At 61.3% G+C, this 18914-nt stretch carries 25 protein-coding genes and 1 tRNA gene; 12 read left to right on the top strand and 14 right to left on the bottom strand.

Annotated elements, in window-relative coordinates; all coding sequences use genetic code 11:
* Positions 1-2: 2 nt before the first annotated feature.
* Entirely contained in the window at positions 3-656 is a 654-nt protein-coding gene (locus tag KBY58_RS02095; RefSeq protein WP_254933014.1) for a metallophosphoesterase, read from the bottom strand.
* Between the two features lie 144 nt (positions 657-800).
* Here KBY58_RS02095 and KBY58_RS02090 point away from each other — a divergent pair, with 144 nt between their 5' ends.
* Positions 801-1085, top strand: a complete 285-nt coding sequence (locus tag KBY58_RS02090) for a hypothetical protein (protein ID WP_254933015.1) — start codon at positions 801-803, stop codon at positions 1083-1085.
* Here KBY58_RS02090 and KBY58_RS02085 read toward each other — a convergent pair.
* Positions 1071-1400, bottom strand: coding sequence for an MgPME-cyclase complex family protein (locus KBY58_RS02085; RefSeq protein ID WP_254933016.1), 330 nt, complete (start codon positions 1398-1400; stop codon positions 1071-1073). The genes KBY58_RS02090 and KBY58_RS02085 overlap by 15 nt on opposite strands.
* Positions 1397-2146, bottom strand: coding sequence for a pyridoxine 5'-phosphate synthase (locus KBY58_RS02080; protein WP_255002620.1), 750 nt, complete (start codon positions 2144-2146; stop codon positions 1397-1399). Before KBY58_RS02080 ends, KBY58_RS02085 begins: the two co-directional genes overlap by 4 nt.
* 106 nt (positions 2147-2252) lie before the next feature.
* Between KBY58_RS02080 and KBY58_RS02075 the strand changes: the two genes are divergently transcribed.
* The 4 genes from KBY58_RS02075 to grxD all read left to right on the top strand — a co-directional run bounded on the left by KBY58_RS02075 (position 2253) and on the right by grxD (position 4159).
* Positions 2253-2981: a lysophospholipid acyltransferase family protein gene (locus tag KBY58_RS02075; RefSeq protein WP_254933018.1), complete on the top strand. Its 729-nt coding sequence runs from the start codon at positions 2253-2255 to the stop codon at positions 2979-2981.
* A 137-nt stretch (positions 2982-3118) separates the two neighbouring features.
* A complete protein-coding gene (locus tag KBY58_RS02070; protein WP_255002665.1) occupies positions 3119-3595 on the top strand; it encodes a hypothetical protein in 477 nt (158 codons plus the stop codon).
* A 3-nt stretch (positions 3596-3598) separates the two neighbouring features.
* Complete coding sequence (locus KBY58_RS02065) at positions 3599-3832, top strand: BolA/IbaG family iron-sulfur metabolism protein (RefSeq protein ID WP_254933019.1); 234 nt, start codon at positions 3599-3601, stop codon at positions 3830-3832.
* A 3-nt stretch (positions 3833-3835) separates the two neighbouring features.
* Positions 3836-4159, top strand: a complete 324-nt coding sequence (grxD, locus tag KBY58_RS02060; RefSeq protein WP_254933020.1) for a Grx4 family monothiol glutaredoxin — start codon at positions 3836-3838, stop codon at positions 4157-4159.
* A 12-nt stretch (positions 4160-4171) separates the two neighbouring features.
* On the opposite strand, the gene KBY58_RS02055 is transcribed toward grxD, so the two are convergent.
* The gene (locus tag KBY58_RS02055) at positions 4172-4435 is read right to left on the bottom strand and encodes a DUF6761 family protein (RefSeq protein WP_255002619.1); all 264 of its coding nucleotides are present in this window, start codon (positions 4433-4435) and stop codon (positions 4172-4174) included.
* Between the two features lie 145 nt (positions 4436-4580).
* Between KBY58_RS02055 and KBY58_RS02050 the strand changes: the two genes are divergently transcribed.
* A complete protein-coding gene (locus KBY58_RS02050; protein WP_255002618.1) occupies positions 4581-5369 on the top strand; it encodes a response regulator transcription factor in 789 nt (262 codons plus the stop codon).
* Here KBY58_RS02050 and KBY58_RS02045 read toward each other — a convergent pair.
* The 3 genes from KBY58_RS02045 to KBY58_RS02035 all read right to left on the bottom strand — a co-directional run bounded on the left by KBY58_RS02045 (position 5353) and on the right by KBY58_RS02035 (position 7234).
* Positions 5353-5889, bottom strand: coding sequence for a hypothetical protein (locus tag KBY58_RS02045; protein ID WP_255002616.1), 537 nt, complete (start codon positions 5887-5889; stop codon positions 5353-5355). The genes KBY58_RS02050 and KBY58_RS02045 overlap by 17 nt on opposite strands.
* On the bottom strand, positions 5886-6170 hold the full coding sequence (locus tag KBY58_RS02040) for a hypothetical protein (RefSeq protein WP_255002615.1): 285 nt from the start codon (positions 6168-6170) through the stop codon (positions 5886-5888). Before KBY58_RS02040 ends, KBY58_RS02045 begins: the two co-directional genes overlap by 4 nt.
* A gap of 104 nt (positions 6171-6274) precedes the next feature.
* Positions 6275-7234, bottom strand: coding sequence for a carbon-nitrogen hydrolase family protein (locus KBY58_RS02035; protein WP_255002614.1), 960 nt, complete (start codon positions 7232-7234; stop codon positions 6275-6277).
* 101 nt (positions 7235-7335) lie between these two features.
* On the opposite strand from KBY58_RS02035, the gene KBY58_RS02030 reads away from it, so the two are divergent.
* Entirely contained in the window at positions 7336-8733 is a 1398-nt protein-coding gene (locus tag KBY58_RS02030) for a glutamate decarboxylase (RefSeq protein WP_255002613.1), read from the top strand.
* A 122-nt stretch (positions 8734-8855) separates the two neighbouring features.
* Complete coding sequence (locus KBY58_RS02025; protein ID WP_255002612.1) at positions 8856-9503, top strand: MarC family protein; 648 nt, start codon at positions 8856-8858, stop codon at positions 9501-9503.
* Positions 9504-9551: 48 nt separating this feature from the next.
* Here KBY58_RS02025 and crtH read toward each other — a convergent pair whose 3' ends face one another.
* The 4 genes from crtH to KBY58_RS02005 all read right to left on the bottom strand — a co-directional run bounded on the left by crtH (position 9552) and on the right by KBY58_RS02005 (position 13323).
* Complete coding sequence (crtH, locus tag KBY58_RS02020; protein ID WP_255002611.1) at positions 9552-11135, bottom strand: carotenoid isomerase; 1584 nt, start codon at positions 11133-11135, stop codon at positions 9552-9554.
* A 40-nt stretch (positions 11136-11175) separates the two neighbouring features.
* Positions 11176-12561 carry an FADH(2)-oxidizing methylenetetrahydrofolate--tRNA-(uracil(54)-C(5))-methyltransferase TrmFO gene (gene trmFO, locus KBY58_RS02015; protein ID WP_255002664.1) on the bottom strand — a complete coding sequence of 462 codons (1386 nt, stop codon included), beginning with the start codon at positions 12559-12561 and terminating at the stop codon, positions 11176-11178.
* A gap of 53 nt (positions 12562-12614) precedes the next feature.
* Positions 12615-12737: a photosystem II protein Y gene (locus KBY58_RS02010; RefSeq protein ID WP_255002610.1), complete on the bottom strand. Its 123-nt coding sequence runs from the start codon at positions 12735-12737 to the stop codon at positions 12615-12617.
* 85 nt (positions 12738-12822) lie between these two features.
* On the bottom strand, positions 12823-13323 hold the full coding sequence (locus tag KBY58_RS02005; RefSeq protein WP_254933030.1) for a gamma carbonic anhydrase family protein: 501 nt from the start codon (positions 13321-13323) through the stop codon (positions 12823-12825).
* A 110-nt stretch (positions 13324-13433) separates the two neighbouring features.
* On the opposite strand from KBY58_RS02005, the gene KBY58_RS02000 reads away from it, so the two are divergent.
* From KBY58_RS02000 to KBY58_RS01990, 3 genes are all read left to right on the top strand, one after another.
* Positions 13434-13505 (top strand) — tRNA-Lys (locus tag KBY58_RS02000).
* A gap of 63 nt (positions 13506-13568) precedes the next feature.
* On the top strand, positions 13569-14297 hold the full coding sequence (locus tag KBY58_RS01995) for a RodZ domain-containing protein (protein ID WP_255002609.1): 729 nt from the start codon (positions 13569-13571) through the stop codon (positions 14295-14297).
* A gap of 100 nt (positions 14298-14397) precedes the next feature.
* Positions 14398-15822 (top strand): MFS transporter, encoded by a 1425-nt coding sequence (locus tag KBY58_RS01990; RefSeq protein WP_255002608.1) that lies wholly within the window; start codon positions 14398-14400, stop codon positions 15820-15822.
* 2 nt (positions 15823-15824) lie between these two features.
* On the opposite strand, the gene KBY58_RS01985 is transcribed toward KBY58_RS01990, so the two are convergent.
* Complete coding sequence (locus tag KBY58_RS01985; protein ID WP_255002607.1) at positions 15825-16520, bottom strand: phosphatase PAP2 family protein; 696 nt, start codon at positions 16518-16520, stop codon at positions 15825-15827.
* A 35-nt stretch (positions 16521-16555) separates the two neighbouring features.
* The gene (locus KBY58_RS01980; RefSeq protein WP_255002606.1) at positions 16556-17089 is read right to left on the bottom strand and encodes a hypothetical protein; all 534 of its coding nucleotides are present in this window, start codon (positions 17087-17089) and stop codon (positions 16556-16558) included.
* 285 nt (positions 17090-17374) lie between these two features.
* Here KBY58_RS01980 and KBY58_RS01975 point away from each other — a divergent pair, with 285 nt between their 5' ends.
* On the top strand, positions 17375-18343 hold the full coding sequence (locus tag KBY58_RS01975; RefSeq protein ID WP_254933035.1) for a magnesium and cobalt transport protein CorA: 969 nt from the start codon (positions 17375-17377) through the stop codon (positions 18341-18343).
* 28 nt (positions 18344-18371) lie between these two features.
* Here KBY58_RS01975 and KBY58_RS01970 read toward each other — a convergent pair.
* Positions 18372-18914: C39 family peptidase (locus KBY58_RS01970; protein ID WP_255002605.1), on the bottom strand; the 543-nt coding region annotated here is incomplete at its 5' end.

The raw sequence follows: 18914 nt of genomic DNA, 5'->3' as shown, positions 1-18914 counted from the left end.
CGCTAGACCAGGCAGCGGAGGCTGGTGGCTGGCCGCGCTGACACCTGGCGAATCGCCCTGGTCTCGGGGCAATAGGCCGTCAGTTCGCCGCCGTAGCAGGCACCCGTGTCCACCATCACGATCTGGGTTGGCCCCTCATCGCCCAGCCGCCGCACATGGGGCCCGGGGGTGTGGCCAATGATTACTTCGCCAAAGCGGCCGTCATAGGCCTGCCAAAACGGCATGCGCACGTTTAGGTCAGGCAACCAGGTTTGGGGGTCGAAGCCGGCGTGGGTTGCCACCCAGCCCTCCTGGCCGTAGGTCACGGGCAGATTTGCCAGCCGCTCTCCCCACAATCGGCTGTAGGTATCCCCCAGCTGGCGGTAGGTGTCGGAGCCGGCCAGGGCCTGGTGGGCCTGCCATGGGGCGTTGCTGCCCAGGGCCCTGACCAGGTCGGCCTCATGGTTGCCCTTCAACCAGATGGCCCTACCGCTCTCCACCAGCGACCAGGCCAGTTCCATGGTGCGCTGGATTTCCGGGCCACGGTTGATCACATCACCGCAGAGCACCAGCCGGTCTTGGCTTGGCAGTAGGCGGACCAACTCCGCCAGGGGTTCTGCGCAGCCGTGGACGTCCCCGATCACCCAATGGCGGCAGGAACGGTTTGGGGACGTCATCAGTCCTTCGCGTTGCAAGCAGTCTGGCCCCCCAACCGATGCCTTGTCAGCCCCCCGGGTCAGGAATCGCTGGTACGGTCGCCCCCAAGTTGCCTGCGAGCCATCGATTCCCCTGCCCCGTCAGTAGATCCGAAATCCCTCTCCGTGGGCCAGAGGGTCCGGGCCCTGGTGGGTGCCCTCAATGGGGCGAAGCGCACCAATGAGGCCCTGGCCAACTGCTCCAACGGCGAGCAAATGCTCGACGTGTTGCTGCAGGCTTCGGCAAAATTGGGCCTGGGTCTGACCCGGGAGCAGTTGGCCGCCACACCCCCGATTCGCGATTGGGTCTGGTGGAAAAACAAGGAGGCAGTGTTCACCATCGGTGATGACAAACCGCTTTACCAGCAGGACAGGCCCAAAACCGGCAAGAAATTTTTAGGGCTGTTCTGAGGCCCCGGCCAGGGCGTTGGGGATGCTGGCGCTGGGGGCTTCGAACTGGCCATAGGCCACGAATTCCAGCCGCAGCTTTAAAAAAGTGATGAATTTCTGGTCGCTGGAGATCACGGCCGCAGAGGGTCTGGGCACGGCGCTGGCGATCGGCTCAAGCTCTGGGGCGTCGAGGAAGGCGGGCCGCCTAACCAGCCAGAAATCAATTTGCTTGTTCTGTTCTGAATAGTTGCGAACCCGTTCGCGCAACACCTCTTCGAGCGGTTCTTCCTCGGTGAGGAAAATCTCGCTGGCGGCAACGAAGTAGTAAGTGCTCATGGCGTAGCGCTGCCAAACAGGGGTTCGGTGCGCGGATTCTGGACCAAGGCCTTCATTTGGCGCACCGCCTGCTCCAGGCCAACGGCCAGGGCGCGGGCCACGATCGTGTGGCCGATATTTAGCTCTTCGATTCCCTCGATGGCGGCAATCGGCTCCACGTTTTGGTAGGTGAGGCCATGGCCGGCGTTGACCCTCAGGCCCAGGCTGCGGGCCATGAAGCTGGCCTCGCAGAGCCTGGCTAGCTCCCGCGGCTGCTGGGCCCAGCTGGCCTCGGCGTAGGAGCCAGTGTGCAGTTCAACCCAGCGGGCTCCCATGGCCCGGCAGGCCTCCAGCTGGAGGGGATCTGCATCCACAAACATGCTCACCCCAATCTGGGCGGCCTGGAGTCGTTCCACCAGCGATTGGAGGGCATCCCTTTGGCCGGCCACATCGAGGCCGCCTTCGGTGGTCACCTCCTGCCGCTTCTCCGGCACCAGGGTGACCATGTCTGGCCTGATCTCGAGGGCGATCGCCGCCATCTCCTCAGTCGCTGCCATTTCAAGATTGAGCCTGGTCCTGACCAGCGAGCGCAGCAGCTTCACATCGCGGTCCTGGATGTGGCGCCGGTCTTCCCGTAGATGCACGGTGATGCCATCGGCTCCGCCCAACTCCGCCAGCAGGGCGTAGCTGACCGGATCGGGCTCCATGCCGCGGCGGGCCTGACGCACGTTGGCGATGTGGTCAATGTTTACGCCGAGGCTGGCCATGGGCAACTAAAGGTTGCTCCCATTCAAAAGCCCCGGCAGGGCAGGGCAGGGGCCGCAAGCCCAACTGCCCGCAGTCTTGGGGGAACTACCGGCAGCACCCCTAGCGTTGGCCCCAATACTTGCAAGCAATCTGGTGGTGGCGACGGGAGCCCAATCGGCACTCAAACGCGAAAGCCAGCTCTGCAATGGCATCAACCCATGGTTGGCTCCATTGGCCACGGTGTTTACCCAGGACCTGGCCCTGCCCTTTTATTTCCAGGACATCCAAATTCTCGGTAGGCAACACCTGCCGACCCGGGGCCCCGTGCTGCTGGCACCCACCCACCGCTCCCGCTGGGATGCCCTGTTGATGCCCCAGGCGGTGGGTCGCCGTTTCAGCGGGCGCGATAGCCATTTCATGGTCACCGTTAATGAGATGCGGGGCCTGCAGGGATGGTTCCTGCAGCGCCTGGGCTGCTTTCCGGTGAACCAGGGCCGGCCTTCGTTGGCCAGCCTGCGCTACGCCGTTGATCTGTTGAAGAGCGGCAACCAGTTGGTGGTTTTTCCGGAAGGGGGGATCCGCAGCGACGACGGCCCGATTCGTCTCCACCAGGGCCTGGCCCGCCTGGCGATGCTTGCCGCCAGCCAGGGCGTGGATGTGCCGGTGCTGCCCGTAGGCATCGCCTATTCCCACCACCGCCCCCGCTTCCGCGATCGCACCGCCGTGGCCCTGGGTCAACCCCTTTGGATCAGGGGCCAAGGGCGGGAGGCTGCCCAGGCCCTAACTGGCCAATTGGCCGCGGCGATGGGGGAGCAGGAGCACCAGGCCCGCGGGGCCATTGATTTCGCTGCCTGATCCCTGGTTTGGCGATTTGGCCGGGGCCCGTAGAGTTGGGCAAACTTGTTTGATTTTTCGTGCTTAGGACCACCCGAGTCTTTTGCGGTGCTGCCTTGAGCCTGGCGGCCCTCTTGACTCCAGCCGTAATCCCCGCGATGGGGCTGCAGGCGGCCCGGGCCCAACAGCCCCAACCGGTGGACAACGCCCTCACCATTGCGGGGGTGCAAGGGGTATTGAACAAGGGCGACCAGGCTGCGGCCAGCGGCAACCTGACAGAAGCCCGCAGGCAATACGACCTGGCCCGGGATTACACCCGCAAGCTGCTGGGTTTTTACCGCGATTTGAGCGGTTCCTTCCGGGGCCTGGATGCCCGAATTCCCCGGGAAATGGACCAAAAGGGTCGCGAAGCCCTCGAAACCCTCGCCCAGGCAAACCTGCGCCTGGCGGCGGTTTTCCGCCGCCAGAACCAGTCCGAAGTGGCCGTGCCCCTGTTGGTTGAGGTGGTCAAGGTGATGACCCCGGCCAGCCCAGAGGGCCGCAAGGCCTATCAGAGCCTGGTGGAGCTTGGTTTTGCCTCCACCCCTTACACCGCTGGCCAGGTGCTAGATGCGGTGCCAGCCGCAGGTAAATAGTCCATGGTTCAACCCGACGCGATCAAGGCGGCGATCGCCCTCTCCCTACCCGACGCCCAGGTGGAGGTAGAAGACCTCACCGGCGGTGGTGACCATCTCCAGGTAAAGGTGACCTCTGTTGCCTTCACTGGTTTGAACCGGATCAAGCAACACCAACTCGTCTATGGCGCCCTGCGCCAGGAGTTGGCCAGTGAGGCGATCCATGCCCTAGCCCTGCAAACTTCCGTTCCTTCTTGAGTCATGGACGCAACCACCAAGCAACGCATCGACGAACTCGTGGCAAGTAGCCCGGTTTTCGTATTCATGAAGGGCAATAAATTGATGCCCCAGTGCGGCTTCTCCAACAATGTGGTGCAGATCCTGCACTCCCTTGGGGTGGCCTTTGAAACTTTCGACGTGCTTTCTGATGGCGAAATTCGCCAGGGCATCAAGGAGTATTCCGAGTGGCCCACCATCCCCCAGGTTTATGTCAAAGGGGAATTCATCGGCGGATCAGACATCCTGATCGAGATGTACAACTCCGGCGAGCTGCGCGAAAAAATGGAAGTGGCCCTAGCAAGTTAGCTAGTAGAGCAGTTAGCGCCCCAGTTCGTAGAGGGTGCTGGGGTCACCATTGGGCCCCACAAAGCTGGAAGGGTCACGGATCCAACGGTCCATGATTTCCTCAAGCCTGCGCTGCTGGAGGGGATCGAGGATTGAGGTGCGCCGGAGGGCGTGCAGGTAGCCGTCGGCATAGAGCCTCATTTCGGCAGGGCTTTGGTAGCGAAGCGCCATTTCCTGGCAGGCATCGCAAAGCGACTGAAAATGGCGGATGGCTTCTGGTTCTAGGAGCGCGTTCATGGGCTAAGTACCCCTGCCCCCATTCTGAACCTTGGCGCCAGCCCCTGCGAGCTTGCTAAGGGATTTGGCTTTTGGGGCCTTGGGCCAGCTGTAAAGGAATCGCCGACTACGCGTTTCTACCTACCAGAACAGCTAAGTTCGACTGATGCTCTCACCAGCGCCGCAACAACCTCCTACGGCCAGCCAGCCCCTGCGGGTTTTGGTAGTAGATCCCCATGGCACCTTGCGCACCGTGCTCGCCCAAAGATTGCGGCAGGACGGCCACTTAGCGGCAGCCGTTGCCACGGCCCAAGAAGCGCTCGATGTGTGCCGTGACCAATCGCCTGATCTCTTGATCAGCGCCGAATTGCTGGAGGAAAGCGGCGCCCTGCGGCTGGCTGCCCAGCTGCGCTGTCAGGTGATGGTGCTGACGGCCCGCACGGGATCTGAACCGATTGTCAGCCTGCTGGATGCGGGGGCGGATGAGGTATTGCGCAAGCCCTTCGGCCTTGAGGAATTGGCAGCCCGCTCCAGGAGCCTGCTGCGCCGTAAAGGCTCTGGCCTGCAGGAACGGGTATGCGTGGGCCCCTTGGAGGTGCACCTGTTGCTGCGCCAGGTAACCCTCAGGGACCAACCGGTCGAGCTCAGCCCCCGGGAATTTGCCCTGCTCTGTGCCCTGTTGATGCCGCCCGGGGTGGTGCGTAGCCGCCAGGAGCTGCTGACAATGGCCTGGCCCCCATTTAGTGGGGGGCCCCGCTCGGTGGACACCCAGGTGCTTACCCTGCGCCGCAAGCTGGAGCAGGCTGGTCTGGGCGAGGGCGGTGGCATCGAAACGATGCGCCAGCAGGGTTATCGCTTTAGCCTCGAAACCCTGCCCGAGGGCGGTGCGGATCCGGCAGGTGTGGAGGATGGGCCCAGCGGTAACCAGCGGCAGCCGCTCAATTCCCTGTTTTAAAGGCTAGGGCCAGGGTCGCCTCCCCCACCAACATCGAGCCACTGAGCAAGGCCAGGAGCTGGTATGTCCAAGGTGGGCTGATGCGGCCAATGCCGCTGCTGTCCAGGCCCGAGGCCTGGCTGAACAGCTCTAGGAATTCGTCAAACCTGGCAATGCGTTGGGGCAGCAGGTAGGCCGATCCATCCAGGCAGCGCAGATAAAAGACGCGCCCCCCCTGGCTGGTGGCCACGGCCGTAAGCCCGGTAATGGCGCTCCAGCTTTGGCTCCAGCTGCGCCGAATCAGCCAGTTGCACCAGCTTGGGTAGCCCACGGCAATCCCCTCTGCGTCTATCGCCACCTCCTCGCTGGTGGCGGCCACAACCAGGGCCAGGCCCAGCACCAGGGCGCCAACCAAGGCCAGGCGCCAGGGGGCTGGGGCCAATAGGGGCAGGGGAGCCACCAGGGCCAGGTAGAGGCCCAGGAGGGTGAAGCGAATCACCGCCGCCATCGAATAGCGGCTTGGGCCGATGGCCTGGGTCATCGGTCTTCGGGGGAGCCGGGCAGCGGTTCAATCAGGGCGGTCGGCTGGTATTTACCCCCGAACAGCTCCGCCTCCCGCCCCCTCCAGAACTCCCCCAGACGCATTAGGTCGGCGTGGGCCTCCTGGAGCAGGGCCATGTATTGACCAGGTTCCATCGTGTCCTTGGCCTCCTTGATTTTGGTGAGCCGCAGCAGCTGCAGCATCCAGGGCTTGCCCAATTCGCCCCGCTGCTCCAGGTAGCGGGCCAGATCGGCTGAATTTGGGGTTTGGGAATCTCCCATCCGCTGGCCCAGAGAAATCTGAATTAACCCTATGGAAGCTGCACTAAGGGCGTGGCTGGTCCAGGCTCGGAAAGCCGAACGGCGCGCCCCCCCCATCGCAAGGCTCAGTAGAGATCGGGGCGGCGGTCGGCCAGGTAGCTAGTGCCCGTCGGGTGAGTGGGGCCGTAATCGCCGGGACAACAATCGGCGATCAGCAGGGTGGCTTCAGGCCTGGCCGCCACCAGCGCATCGCCGTGGGGGCCAGCTACCACGCTGTTGCCGAGGTAGCCCGCCATCACTTTCCCGTTAACGCTCTCCTCGCCGCAGCGGTTGGCGTAGGCCACGAAGCAGTTGTTGTGGAAGGCGTTGGCCGGGATCAGATTCCTGGACACATCCGGGTAGGAGCGGTCTGTGTGTTCGCCATTGCAGAGGGTTGCAAAGCTGTCGGCGGCGGTGGGAATTAGCACCAACTTGGCCCCCTCCATCGCCAGGCTGCGGCTCAGCTCGGGGAATTCGGCCTCGTAGCAATTGAGTAGGCCCAGGGGGAAGTCATTCACCCGCTGCACCGTGAAGGCTGGGCCCTCCTCGGCATGGAGGTAACCGGAGCTCCAGCAGAGCTTTTCATCGGGCCCCCAGAGATGGGTCTTGCGGTAACTGCGCAGCAGGTTGCCCGCTGAATCAAACAGGGCTATGGCGTCGTAGAAGCGCTCCTCGCCTGCCACCTGGGCCCGCTCCGGATAGGGAACTGCCATCGCCAGGCCATGGCGCCGGGCCGCCGCCGCCACCCGCTGCAGGCTTGGGCCATCGCTTGGTTCGGCCAGGGCCCGGGCAATTTCCGGCGTAACTATGTAGCCACTGAGATACAACTCCGGAAAGGCCAGCAGCTGTACCCCGTGTTTGGCCGCAATGGCTGCCACCTGCTCAAGCCGCACCAAGTTTTCTTCCACCGCCTGGGCGGTGCCCGCCGTGCCCTCCCCCTGCCAGATACCCAGGCGCAGGCCCTCGCCTGGGCCCGGGGGCTCCTGATGGATAAGGGTGTGCAGTCGGTAGGGCCCTAGGGGCCGCCCATCTGAAGAGATCGTCACGGCTGGAGCCACGGGGTCCCAGTGTCGTTTAAGACCTGGGTTAATGCCAACACAGACAGGTTGAGGGATCTGGCCTTGAATGGTGGATTCGTCTTCAGTCCATGCCCCCGCGTCGCCGCTCTGATGTTCTGGGGCTAAACGCCGGCCTCAGCACCCGCCTGACGGCCGACCAGCTCCCTGCTGAAATCCCCCGTGACCGGCTGGGGAGCAAGGGTCTGGGCCCCGACATGGCCTACGAGGTGATCCACGACTACCTGATGCTTGATGGCAATGCCCGGCTGAATCTGGCGACCTTTGTGGGTACCTGGATGGAACCCCAGGCGCGGCAGCTGATGGAAGAGTGCGCCGATAAAAACATCATCGACAAGGACGAATATCCGGAAACCGCCGAGCTGGAGGAGCGTTGTCTGCGCATCCTTGCGGATCTTTGGCATGCCCCCAATCCGGCGGACTCAGTAGGTACCTCCACCACCGGCTCGAGTGAGGGCTGCATGCTTGGTGGCCTGGTGCTCAAGTGGCGCTGGCGTCAGCGCCGCCAGGCCGCCGGCCTCAGCACCGAGCGACCGAACTTAGTGATGGGTAGCAATACCCAGGTCTGTTGGCACAAGTTCTGCACCTATTTCGATGTGGAAGCGCGGGAGGTGCCAATTACGCCCCAGCGACTGCAGCTGGGGGCCGCTGAGGCGGTGGCTGCCTGCGACGAGAACACCATTGGCGTGGTGGGCATTCTCGGCAGCACCTTTGATGGCAGCTATGAACCGATCGAGGCGATCCACCGGGCCCTCGACGATCTCCAGGCCAGTCGGTGGCTCGACATTCCCATGCACATTGATGCCGCCTCTGGGGGGTTTGTGGCGCCCTTTAATTCCCCCGAACTGCGATGGGATTTCCAGCTACCGAGGGTGCAATCGATTAACTCCAGCGGCCATAAATACGGCGGAGTTTTGCCTGGAGTGGGTTGGGTGCTGTGGCGTGATGGCTCGGCGTTGCCCGAAGAGCTGCGCTTCAACGTCAATTATTTGGGCGGTGAAATGCCCACGATTGGCATGAATTTTTCGCGGCCTGGTGCCCAGGTTGTGGGCCAATACTTTAATTTTCTAAACCTGGGCTGGGAGGGTTATGCCAGGCGCATGGCCAGCCTCGAGGCGATCGCCTGTCATCTGGCCGATGGTCTGGCTGCCCTGGCACCCCTGAAGTTGGTGAGCCATCCCCTGGGCCAGTTGCCCGTGTTTGCCGTCAGCCTCGATCCGGCGATTCACAATTGGACCGTGTTCCAATTGGCCGACAAACTTCGCGAGCGCGGCTGGCTGATTCCTGCCTACACCCTGCCAGCCGACTGCGAATCGATCGCCGTGCTGCGCTTTGTGATCCGCGCCGGTTTCAGCCGAGATATGTCGGATGAGCTGTTGGAAGACATTGAGCGGGCCGTGGAATGGTTTCAGCTTCTCGATGGACCAATGCCCTCGCCCATTGGGGTGGAGTCATCATTCCATCACTGAGGGCAGCGCTATCCCATGCCAGCCCGCCGTAGTTATTGAACCAGATTGGCGGCTAAGTTCTTACCAATTTGGGCTATTTCTAAGATCAAAAACATTATTCAATTCCCTAGCTTTTCGTAGTCATGGATAATGCCACCTTTCAGCACTATCTCATTGGCCTGCTAGCCATTGGCAACAACGTGTCATCCCTGGGCGCCTATCTCGCCCAGACCCAGTCGATGCCCAGGCAACGCATTTTGAAGGTGATACTGATCACTAGCCTGGCTTGCTTTCTTTTCCTGGCCGCCTTCATGCTTTTTGGCACGGCCATGCTGAGCTTTTTTGGCATCTCGATCAGCAACTTTCAGATTGCGGGTGGGTTGCTGCTCGGCGGTGTGGGGATGGAAATGATGGGTGCCTCCACCCACGGTCCAGCTGCCCATAAATCGGTAGACATAACCGAGCAAGACACGTTCCCTGCCGCCCTGTCTAATGCGGTGGTTCCCATAGGAATTCCCCTGACAGTGGGGGCTGGCACGGCCTCCGCTGTAGTGCTGTTCGCCGATACAGCTCAACGCAATGGCAGTGGCTGGAGCTTGTTGGCTGCGATTGTGGCTTTGGTTCTGATCAACGCGGTGGTGTTCCGTTTTTCCAACACCATCATGCGTCGACTTGGCCCTTTAGTTCTCACGATCTTCACCAAGGTCATGGGGCTCTTCACCTTGTCAATTGGTGTCGATTTTGTGGTGAATGGAGTATCGACAATCTATAGGGGATTGATGCACTCCTGATTAAAAAATCTCTACTTTATGGCTGTCTTAGACGGTCTGAATAGATGATCACTGCGGCAGCTTCCAAGGATTTAGGCCCAGGTCGGCGCCGATGCGGTGGGCGCAGGCAAAACCGCTAAAGGCCACGGCATTGAGGCCCTGGCCCGGGAAGCAGGAGTCGCCAACGTTGTAGAGATTGGCCAGGCCGGTTTTGTTGAAGGGCATCGGCAGCAGCCCCGGCAACCGCAGGGCGGGGATCGGGCCATAGGTGCCGCCCATGCGGCCCAGGAAGCGGCGGTGGGTGCGGGGGGTGCCGATCTCCTGGTGGCGGATGGCGCCGGCCAGTCCGGGCAGGATCGCCTCGAGGCGCTGCACCAGGCGGGCGGCATCGGCATTTTTCTTGGCCCGGTAGGCAGAGGGGCTGAGGTTGCGCCAGTGGCAGTTGTCGCTGGGGGTGAAGGTGTGCACGATGTGGCGACCCTCCGGTGCCAGGGCGGGATCGAGCAGGGTGGGGATCGACACGAAGATCACCCCCTGTTCCGCCTCCATCTGGCCCCAGTCCTCGAGGATTAGGTGGTGGCAGTGGCAACCATCGGGAATCAGCGCCGCATCGACGCCCAGGTGTAGCGATAGGAAGGAGGGTGAGGGCCTGTAGCGCCTGCGCCAGGTGGTTTCGGCTCTGGGGGTGTGCGCCGCATCCACGAGGGCGGAGGTTCTGGGGCGCTGCACGTCGGCGCTTTCCTGCTCGGTTTCAAACGTGTCCCAGCGGGTGGCATTGCTCACCACGCGGCGGGCGCGAATCTCTTCGCCATCGGCCAACTGCACCCCCACGGCTTCACCGTTTTCGATCAACACCTTGGTGACCCTTGCCCTGTAGCGAATCGAGCCGCCATGGCTCTCCAGGCCCGCCACCAGCTTCTCGGCAATTACCCCGACCCCCCCCTTGGGGTAGTTGATGCCACCGGCATGGCGATCGGAGAACACCATCCCCGCATTGATCATTGGCGTCAGATCGGCCGGCATCACCGACCAGCAGAAGCACTCCATGTCGATGAACTTCAGGAGCTGTTCATCCTTGATGTGCCTGCGGGCCACATCGCCCACATTCACCGGTAACCAGCGGGCTAACCCCAGGCAGGCCAGGGGTGCCTGGAAGAACACCTTGGCCAGATAGGCCGGATCCTCCAGCGATAGCAGGGGCATCGCATCGAGACAGTTGAACACCTGCCAGCAGGTGTCGTAGAAGGCGCGAATGCCCGAGGCCTCGTGGGGGAATAGGGCTGACAGCCTGGCCACAAAGCTCTGGTAGTCGCGGTCGACCGCCACATTCAGGCCACCGGGCAGGTGGTATTCGAGCTGGGCCGGATCGGGGATGGTTTCGCAGTGTTGGCCCACATCCGCCAGGGCCCGGGTGAGCAGGTTGGTGTGGCCCTTTTCGCCAAAGCCAAAAATCATCGAGGCGCCCACATCAAAGGTGTAGCCCTCGCGCTTAAAACTGCCGCCACTGCCCCCGGGGATCAGGTAGCGCTCCAGCACCAATGTCTTTGCCCCCTTGGCGGCCAGCTGGGAGGCGGTCACCAGGCCGCCGACGCCCGCACCAATCACGATTACATCCCATTCTTGGCTGGGGGTGAGATTTTTGGCGGTGCTCAAGGAACCATCTGGACCTGCTGGGCTGACCCTAGGTGCCCGTTTAGGCCTTCTGGAGGAAGGGCTCTAGGTCGGCCAGGGACCGGTCGCGGTAGGCCCCATAGCGGCGCCGTTTATCGCGAATCCGCTCCGCCAAAGCAGGCATCAGGCCGAAATTAGGCGGCATTGGCTGGAAGCCGCCCCGCTTGGCCTTGCCGGCGCCGGGGGCCTCGCAGATGAAGTGGGTAAGGGCGCCGATCATCGTGGTGGCGGGCAGCTCGATCGGGCTTTGGCCCAGGGCCAGGCGGGCGGCATTGGTGCCCGCCAGCCAGCCCCCGGCTACGGCGGCGGCATAGCCCTCGGTGCCGGTGATCTGGCCTGCGGCAAACAGCCTTTTGCGACGGCGAAATTGCAGGGTGGCATCCAGCAGTTGGGGGGATTCCAGAAAGGTGTTGCGGTGCATCACGCCGAAGCGCACAAATTCGGCCTTTTCCAGGCCCGGGATCAGCCGCAGCACCCGTTTCTGTTCACCCCATTTGAGGTTGGTCTGGAAACCCACCAGGTTCCAGAGCTGGCCGTCCTTGTCCTCCTGGCGCAGCTGCACCACCGCATAGGCCCGCTTGGCGCGCCGCACATCCCGGTCGTTCACATCCCCCCAGCGGGGATCCCAGAGACCAATTGGTTTGAGGGGCCCGTAGCGCATCGTGTCCTCACCCCGGCGGGCCAGTTCTTCGATGGGAAGGCAGCCCTCAAAAAAGCAGGCGTTGCCCTTCTCAAAATCCTTTAGTTCGGCCTGCTCGGCATTCAGCAATTCCGCGCGAAAGGCCAGGAACTGCTCCTTATCCATCGGGCAGTTGATGTAGTCGGCATCTCCCTTGTCGTAGCGACTGGCCCGAAAGGCCCGATCCAGGTCGATGCTCTCGCCTTCCACGATGGGGCTGGCGGCATCGAAAAAGTGGCACTCGCCGCGGCCGGTGAAGGCCTTTAAATCCTCGGCCAGGGGCTCCGAGGTGAGGGGGCCGGTGGCGAGCACGGTGATCTGGTGGGCAGGCGGTAGGCCCAGCTGTTCCCGGCGTTCGATGCTCACCAGGGGATGGTGTTCAAGGGCTGCGGTGAGGGCTGCGCTGTAGCGACCCCTATCCACCGCCAGGGCCCCACCGGCCGGCACGGAATGTTCGTCGGCGGTGCCGATTACCAGGGAGCCAAGTCGGCGCAGTTCCTCCTGCAGCAAACCGGCTGCCCGGTCACTGGAGAGGGCCCCAAAGCTGTTGCTACAAACAAGTTCAGCAAAATTTTCGCTGTGGTGGGCCGGGGATCGCCGCACCGGACGCATCTCCACCAGCCGCACCCTCAGGCCGGCCTGGGCAATTTGCCAGGCGGCCTCAGTGCCTGCCAGGCCGGCGCCTATCACCAGGAGCTCCGGCGGCTCAGGGCGAAGGAAGGTAGGCAGGCAACGGCGCAGGAGGGCCCGCTTAGATCCTTTCCAGGCCAATGGTTTCAGGCTCAGGCGCGGGCGCGCTTAAGCAACAGCTGCAGTTGGCCTACGGCTGCCCGGCCGATGTGGAACACGGCCCAGCTGGCGGCAAGAAGGATCGGAGCTGCAACCAGCACCAGCCGTGCGTCCATGGAAGGCAAAAACAAGATTGTGCGATCCTAATGACTGGGCTGCTGTTTTCGCTTTATCTGCCGATTTCCTGCAGTGTTTGGTGATTCAGCTGGCCCTGGCGTGGGCCATCGCCAGCTGGCGATACTTGCGGGCGTGCAGACGCTGCTCCTCAATCGCTTCTGGGCTGAGTTGTCTCTTCACCTGGGCGGGGGCACCCATCACCAGGGCGCCGGCCGGCACATCTTTCGTGACCACCGACCCCGCAGCCACCAGCGCGCCCGCCCCCACGGTGACGCCGTTCAGCACTATGGCGCCGATGCCAATTAGGCAGCCGTCCTCGAGGGTTGCGCCATGGATTACGGCCCGATGGCCGATGGTCACATCCGCGCCGATCAGCACCGGTTGGTCTGGATCCCCATGCAGCACTGCGCCGTCTTGCACGTTTGAGCCTTCGCCCACGGTGATCGGGCAGACATCGCCGCGGGCCACTGCGGTGGGCCAGAGGCTGGCCCCGGCCGCCAGGCGCACATCACCAACCACAACCGCCGTGGCGGCCACCCAGGCAGCGCTATCTATCTGGGGATCTGGCCAGGGGAAAGCAGCCATCTACAAAGAGTCCTACTGGCTCCATTCTTTCCCCATTTCAGCTAACCCGCATTGGCCCCTTGGAGGACACCCCCCCTGGGTGATACCTTCCTTTGGTGCCTAAAAGGCGCGGGTCGCTAGCTCAGCGGTAGAGCACTCGGCTTTTAACCGATTGGTCCTGAGTTCGAATCTCAGGCGACCCATGGGCTTATTTGTTTTGCGATGACTGGCTGTAGCCAGTCAGTCAGGGGAAAGGTTGGTGAAGGATGGTCGCGGAAAGCCCGCGGCCCATCCAAAGGCCAGGAGAATTCGGCAAAGCCGAGGCCCTGCACCCGATGGAGCCAGAAGTAGGCAAGCCCGAGCCGACTAGCCCTCGGGATCATCACCATCCGGTGCCGATGGCTTTTGTGAGGCTCTACGGCCTGTTTGCCGTGCTGTTTGTACTGATGCCTGAGTGGATGGATGATCTGCTCAGGCAGTCCGGTAAGGGGCGCATAGGTGCCAGTTGGGAACGGGATCGGGAAGCTGGTGGGCCCTCCTTACCGCGGCCACGCCGACTAGTCAGCCTTAGCCAACCAGGCAGCCGTCGCCGCTCAACCCTGGCGTCCTCAACCCTGGCGAGCTGGGTGCTGCTTATCGGCATTGGCGCTGGCCTGGGTTGGGGAGGCACCGTGCTTCTTGGTCGCGGCCGGACGCCCAGCTCGAGCGAGGCAACCATTGCCAGCAGGCCCCAAGTGGTTTCGCTTGTGTTGCATGCCGCCCAACCAAGCTGGGTCGAGGTAAGGAGCCTGGAGGGGCGCCCGATCTATGGGGCCATTTTCCAGGGCAAAAAAAGCTGGCGCCTTGGCGAGGGTCTTGAGGTGTTGGCGGGTCGCCCCGACCTGGTAACTGCGGCGGTGGGGAACCAACCTGCCAGGGCCCTGGGGCGAATTGACCAAATCGATTGGGTGACTTTCAAGCCTGGAGATGGCCGTGACGCAGGCAGCGCTAGGTGATCGGCCAGGTAGGTATCGCCGGCATCGTGAGAATGGATCAACAAGCGAGCAGGCTTGTCTGGCTAACTAACCGGGCTAACTCGCCGGGGGGCCGCGGTTGATGGCTAAGCGCAGCGTTCAGGCCTACATAGAGGAAATCCCCAGCTGGGAGGGAGGGGCCCAACTGGCCGGACCGCCACTTTCCGGTATGCAGTGGCTTGTGTGGTCGCTGGCCACTGCGGGCAAGTTTTTTGAGGGGTTGATCGTGTTCATGGGCGGCATCGCCCTGCCGTTGATCGCCGATCAATTTGGGATGACTACTACCGATAAGGGATTTGTTACGGCGGCCACCTTGGCCGGGATCCTGGTGGGGGCCCTAGCCCTGGGGGGCCTCGCCGACCGCTTTGGCAGAAAGCCCGTTTTTATTGGCGAAATGGTGTTGCTGGCGGTAGCCCTGATCGCTGCGGCCTGTAGCCCCGACACCAATAGTTTGGTGGCTGCCTTGTTTGTGATGGGTTTGGCCCTAGGGGCCGATTACCCCACAGCCCACTTGGTGATCTCCGAAAGCATCCCCGCCGCGGTGCGTGGTCGGCTGGTGCTCGGTGCCTTTAGTTTCCAGGCCCTTGGGGCAATTGTCGGCACGGCGATTGCCGCGGTGCTCCTGGCCAATAAGCCTGAATTGAGCACCTGGCGGCTCTTCTATCTGCTCCCGGTGGTGCCCGTGCTGTTGGTGGTCTGGGGCCGCCTATTTCTGCCCGAAAGCAGCCACTGGTTGGTTAGCAAGGGCAACGTCAAAAAAGCCGAGAAGCAGCTGCGTAAGTTGCTGGGCCGCAACGATGTGGAGTTGCTGGATGTGCTGATAATTAAGGAAGGCAATATCAAACGGAGTAGCCATTGGGGCCAGCTATTTCAGGGCAAGCTGCAGCGAGCCACGATTTTGGCCTCGGTGCCCTGGTTTCTCCAGGACATCTCTACCTATGGGATCGGAATCTTTACGCCAGTGATTATTGCCGCCGCCTTCGGTGCTAAGGCAAATGAAAACAACGTGGCCGCCATAATTCATAACGACCTTCTGGGAGCTCGGGGCACGGCCCTTGTGGATGTGGGCTTTCTAGTGGGCATCGCCTGCGCCATTGTCTTGGCTGACCGTTGGGGCCGAATCCGACTGCAGATAATTGGTTTTGTGGGCTGCGCAGCCGGCTTGATTATTGCCGCCCTAGGAAATATTGGAGGCCATAGCAACCTGGTGGTGATCGTGATTGGCTTCATGCTGTTCCAGTTCATGACCAACCTTGGCCCCAACGCCCAGACCTACCTGCTGGCGGGGGAGGTTTTCCCCACTCGGCTGCGGGGCCAGGGGGCGGGTCTGGCGGCAGCTATCGGCAAAGTTGGGGCGGTGCTTACGGCATTTTTGTTTCCCACCCTGCTGGCCAATTGGGGCACGGAAAGACTATTACCCCTGTTGGCAGTTACCTCCTTGGTGGGTGCCTTAATTACCTGGATCTACCGGATCGAGACCACCGGAGTGGATTTAGAAACCATCTAGCTTTAGCGTCTAGTTTGGCCGCTTATCGGGCTGATTTTTTGTAATTCGGCCTGGATTTCAGGATTAGCCTTGAAGCTGCGCCACTGGGCTGAATTGATTATCTGGCGAGCTGCTGCCACCCCAAACCTTTGGCCTGCTTCCACGTCTGACGGGAAATGCACCCCACAGAGAACGCGATTCGAGCCGCCAAGTGCCCCCAAGGCCACGATTTCACTTTGACGTTTTGGAAATAGATCGGCCAATAGTTCTGCGGTGGCGCGGAACCAGGTGGCATGGCCCGAGGGGTATGAGTTGGTCCCTTCCAGGGGTAGGCAGGGTTTTATCTGGGGGAATTGCACGAAGGGCCGACGGCGCGCCAGTTCCTTCTTAAAGCTGTCCTTGACGGCATCGATAGGTACAAGAAAGGAAATCAAGCCAGCATTGAGCCTGGGGGTGTTTCGCGCCATGTCGACCCCCAGGGTGCGGCTAAAGACAGATGGATTTCGCTCCAGGGTGAGCCAGGTATTGGCCTCCATTTCGGGCGTGCGGGTTTTCTGGAGCCAGAGCAGAATTGCCAGGTCGTTGTTGGCGGCTGGGCTGCCTTGGGCTGGCGGCTTTCCGATGGCCTGGCCGAGGGGCTGGCGATCAAGTTGGAGGCCTTCGGCTTGGGCCCAAGCCGCTGGCGGTTCCCCGCTGGCCATGGCCAACAGCGATAACATCGGTAGAAGGGCAATTGCAGGGCGAGCCACAGTGTTTAGCGCTGAAGGATCTTAGGATCTGCACAGGATTCTGAGCCCTCAAGAAGAAGGCTCTGATCGAATGCTCTCACCGTTGGTTTGGTTGAGCCTTTACTGTAGCGGAGTTGATATAGGCGGTTAAAGTCGTTGTCGGCAATTGGGGGCATCGTAGGCCAGCCCAGGCCGGCGGCTAGTTCTGGTAGGTGGCGGTGCTCCCAAATGAAAATTAAATTGGCACCACCATAATTGGGATCAGCCAGGATCTTTTCACCAGCCTGCTTCATTAGGACCTCCGCCTCCTTGAAAATGCGAATGTTGACCCCACTTTTAATAGCCAGTGGCACAGCTGTTTGATAGCTACGGGCATTTTTACCAGTGTCTTGATTTAGAAAATATGTCAGAATATGGTCAACTTTTCCGAAACAAGCTGGCAGCACTGCCGCCAGATCCATGGCCCTTTGGAAGCCTGTGGGGGAGAGATTGTAATTGGCATGGTCTTCGCCTTTGTGGCCGTGGCGCATCAACAGAATTTGTGCGGGCTGGGCGAGCACTGGGGCCGCGCAGATTGTCAGCCCCAAGAAAAATAAAAATCCTAAATGTGTTCCCGGATACAAGCTTCGGATTCGCGTCACAGCCTTGATAATTTTTAGGGCCTTTGATTATGATCAAGTACCAATTTTAGCAGCATGTCAATTCTGCCCCAGCTGCGTCCGACTCCAGGCTCCCTTGATTCCCGCAGGCTTTCGGATCGGCTGGGCGATATGCCCAATAGCCTATTTCTCGCTGATGGTCGGGCTGATTGCAGTTTATCTGTAGTGGTGCTAAAGCCGAATCAGGTGTTCCTTCGTAACAACTTAAGAATCGAAGAGCTGAAGGAGCTTGTTGAAAGTGGTGATCCCTTTTGGCTTCGCATTGGTGGCCTTGGGCAGCCCCAATTAATCTCCAGCGTGTTGAGTTGCTGCGGAATTCCCGAGGTATTTAGGCCCCTACTGCTGGAGGTGCCCCAGATTCCACGGGTTGACTCCTTTGCCGAGGTGATCACGGTGGTGGTGCATCGCCTGCGCTTTGGCCATGATCCCCTCAATTTGGTGAGTGATCAGGTGGGGATGGTGCTCACCCACAAGATGCTGATCTCCATAGAAGAGGCTCCGAGTAAGGAGCCCTTCCCTGCCTTGACCGAATGGCTGCTCCATAAATCTCCAGCAGCTACGGCCGATGATCTAGATGATCTGCTCCATTATTTGGTCGACAATTTGTTGGATGGCATCTTCCCGATGCTGGAGCAGATGGCTAGCCGCCTTGATGACCTGGAGGAATCTGCCCTTAGGGATCCGCGGCCGGGTGTTTTGAACCGTGCCTACCAATTGCGTATCAATCTGCGGCGCATTCGCCAGCAGCTCTGGCCCCTGCGCCATCAGATCCTGCTATTCCTGCGCCAAAACCAACCGGTCATGGGGCCCGAGGCACTGCTGGGGTTTCAGGAGATGGCCCAGAACGTGGAGCAGATTTTTGATAGCTGCGAAATTCTGCGTCACCAATGTGATGCCGTTACCGAGGCCCACATGGCCAGCAGTGGTAACCGCATGAACCAGATCATGAAAACCCTCACGATCGTTTCTTCAATTTTTGCGCCGCTCACCTTTATAGCCGGTATTTATGGCATGAACTTCGACAACATGCCTGAGTTGCACTGGCCCCACGGCTATCAAATCGCCCTCGTGTTGATGGGTGCCATAGCCACTATCATGACCACCATGCTTTGGCGCCGGGGCTGGTTTGAGGATTGGACCAGCCGCCGGCGTTAGCGGCGCGAATATATTTTTTGCAGGTGATTCAGCTGAGATCTAGCCACCATCCGCTGCTGGGGCCCTCCACCATCCAGCGGCTCCCCCAGTTTTTAGACGAATAACGCACGGACCGGCCGCTGCCGACCGAGCGCTTGCAGAAGCCCCCGGCCACCAGATCCGCTTCTCCGTAGGGATCGTGCATCAGCAATTGGGAGCTGGCCGGATCAAAACCCACCACCAGGCTCCAGTGGCCGGCACCTCTGGGGGCGCTGACTGGGCCATGGTGCAACCACCCCACCGGGCAGGGGATGCCCCGCATCAATCGGCTAATTAACAGTTGGATTGAGCCATCGCTGCGGAAGCGGGCCGCAATGCCCAGCCTTCTAAGGGCCTGTAGTTGGGCCGGGGCGCTAGTGCTGTCGCCATAGCGCTGCACGATTTGGAGATACTGGTCGTCTAGTTGTGCTGAACCTGCCAGGGTTGTTGGTTTGAGGAAGGCTGCGGCCATCGCGCAGCTGGATGAAAAGCACATGCGCTCGCCCTGGGAGGTGGCGCTATCGCGTTGGGACAAGTAGGGAACTGGCAACTG

Origin of the sequence: Cyanobium sp. HWJ4-Hawea (assembly GCF_024345815.1) — a bacterium.
GTDB lineage: Bacteria > Cyanobacteriota > Cyanobacteriia > PCC-6307 > Cyanobiaceae > Cyanobium_A.
This window is presented reverse-complemented; position numbering and strand designations above follow the sequence as displayed.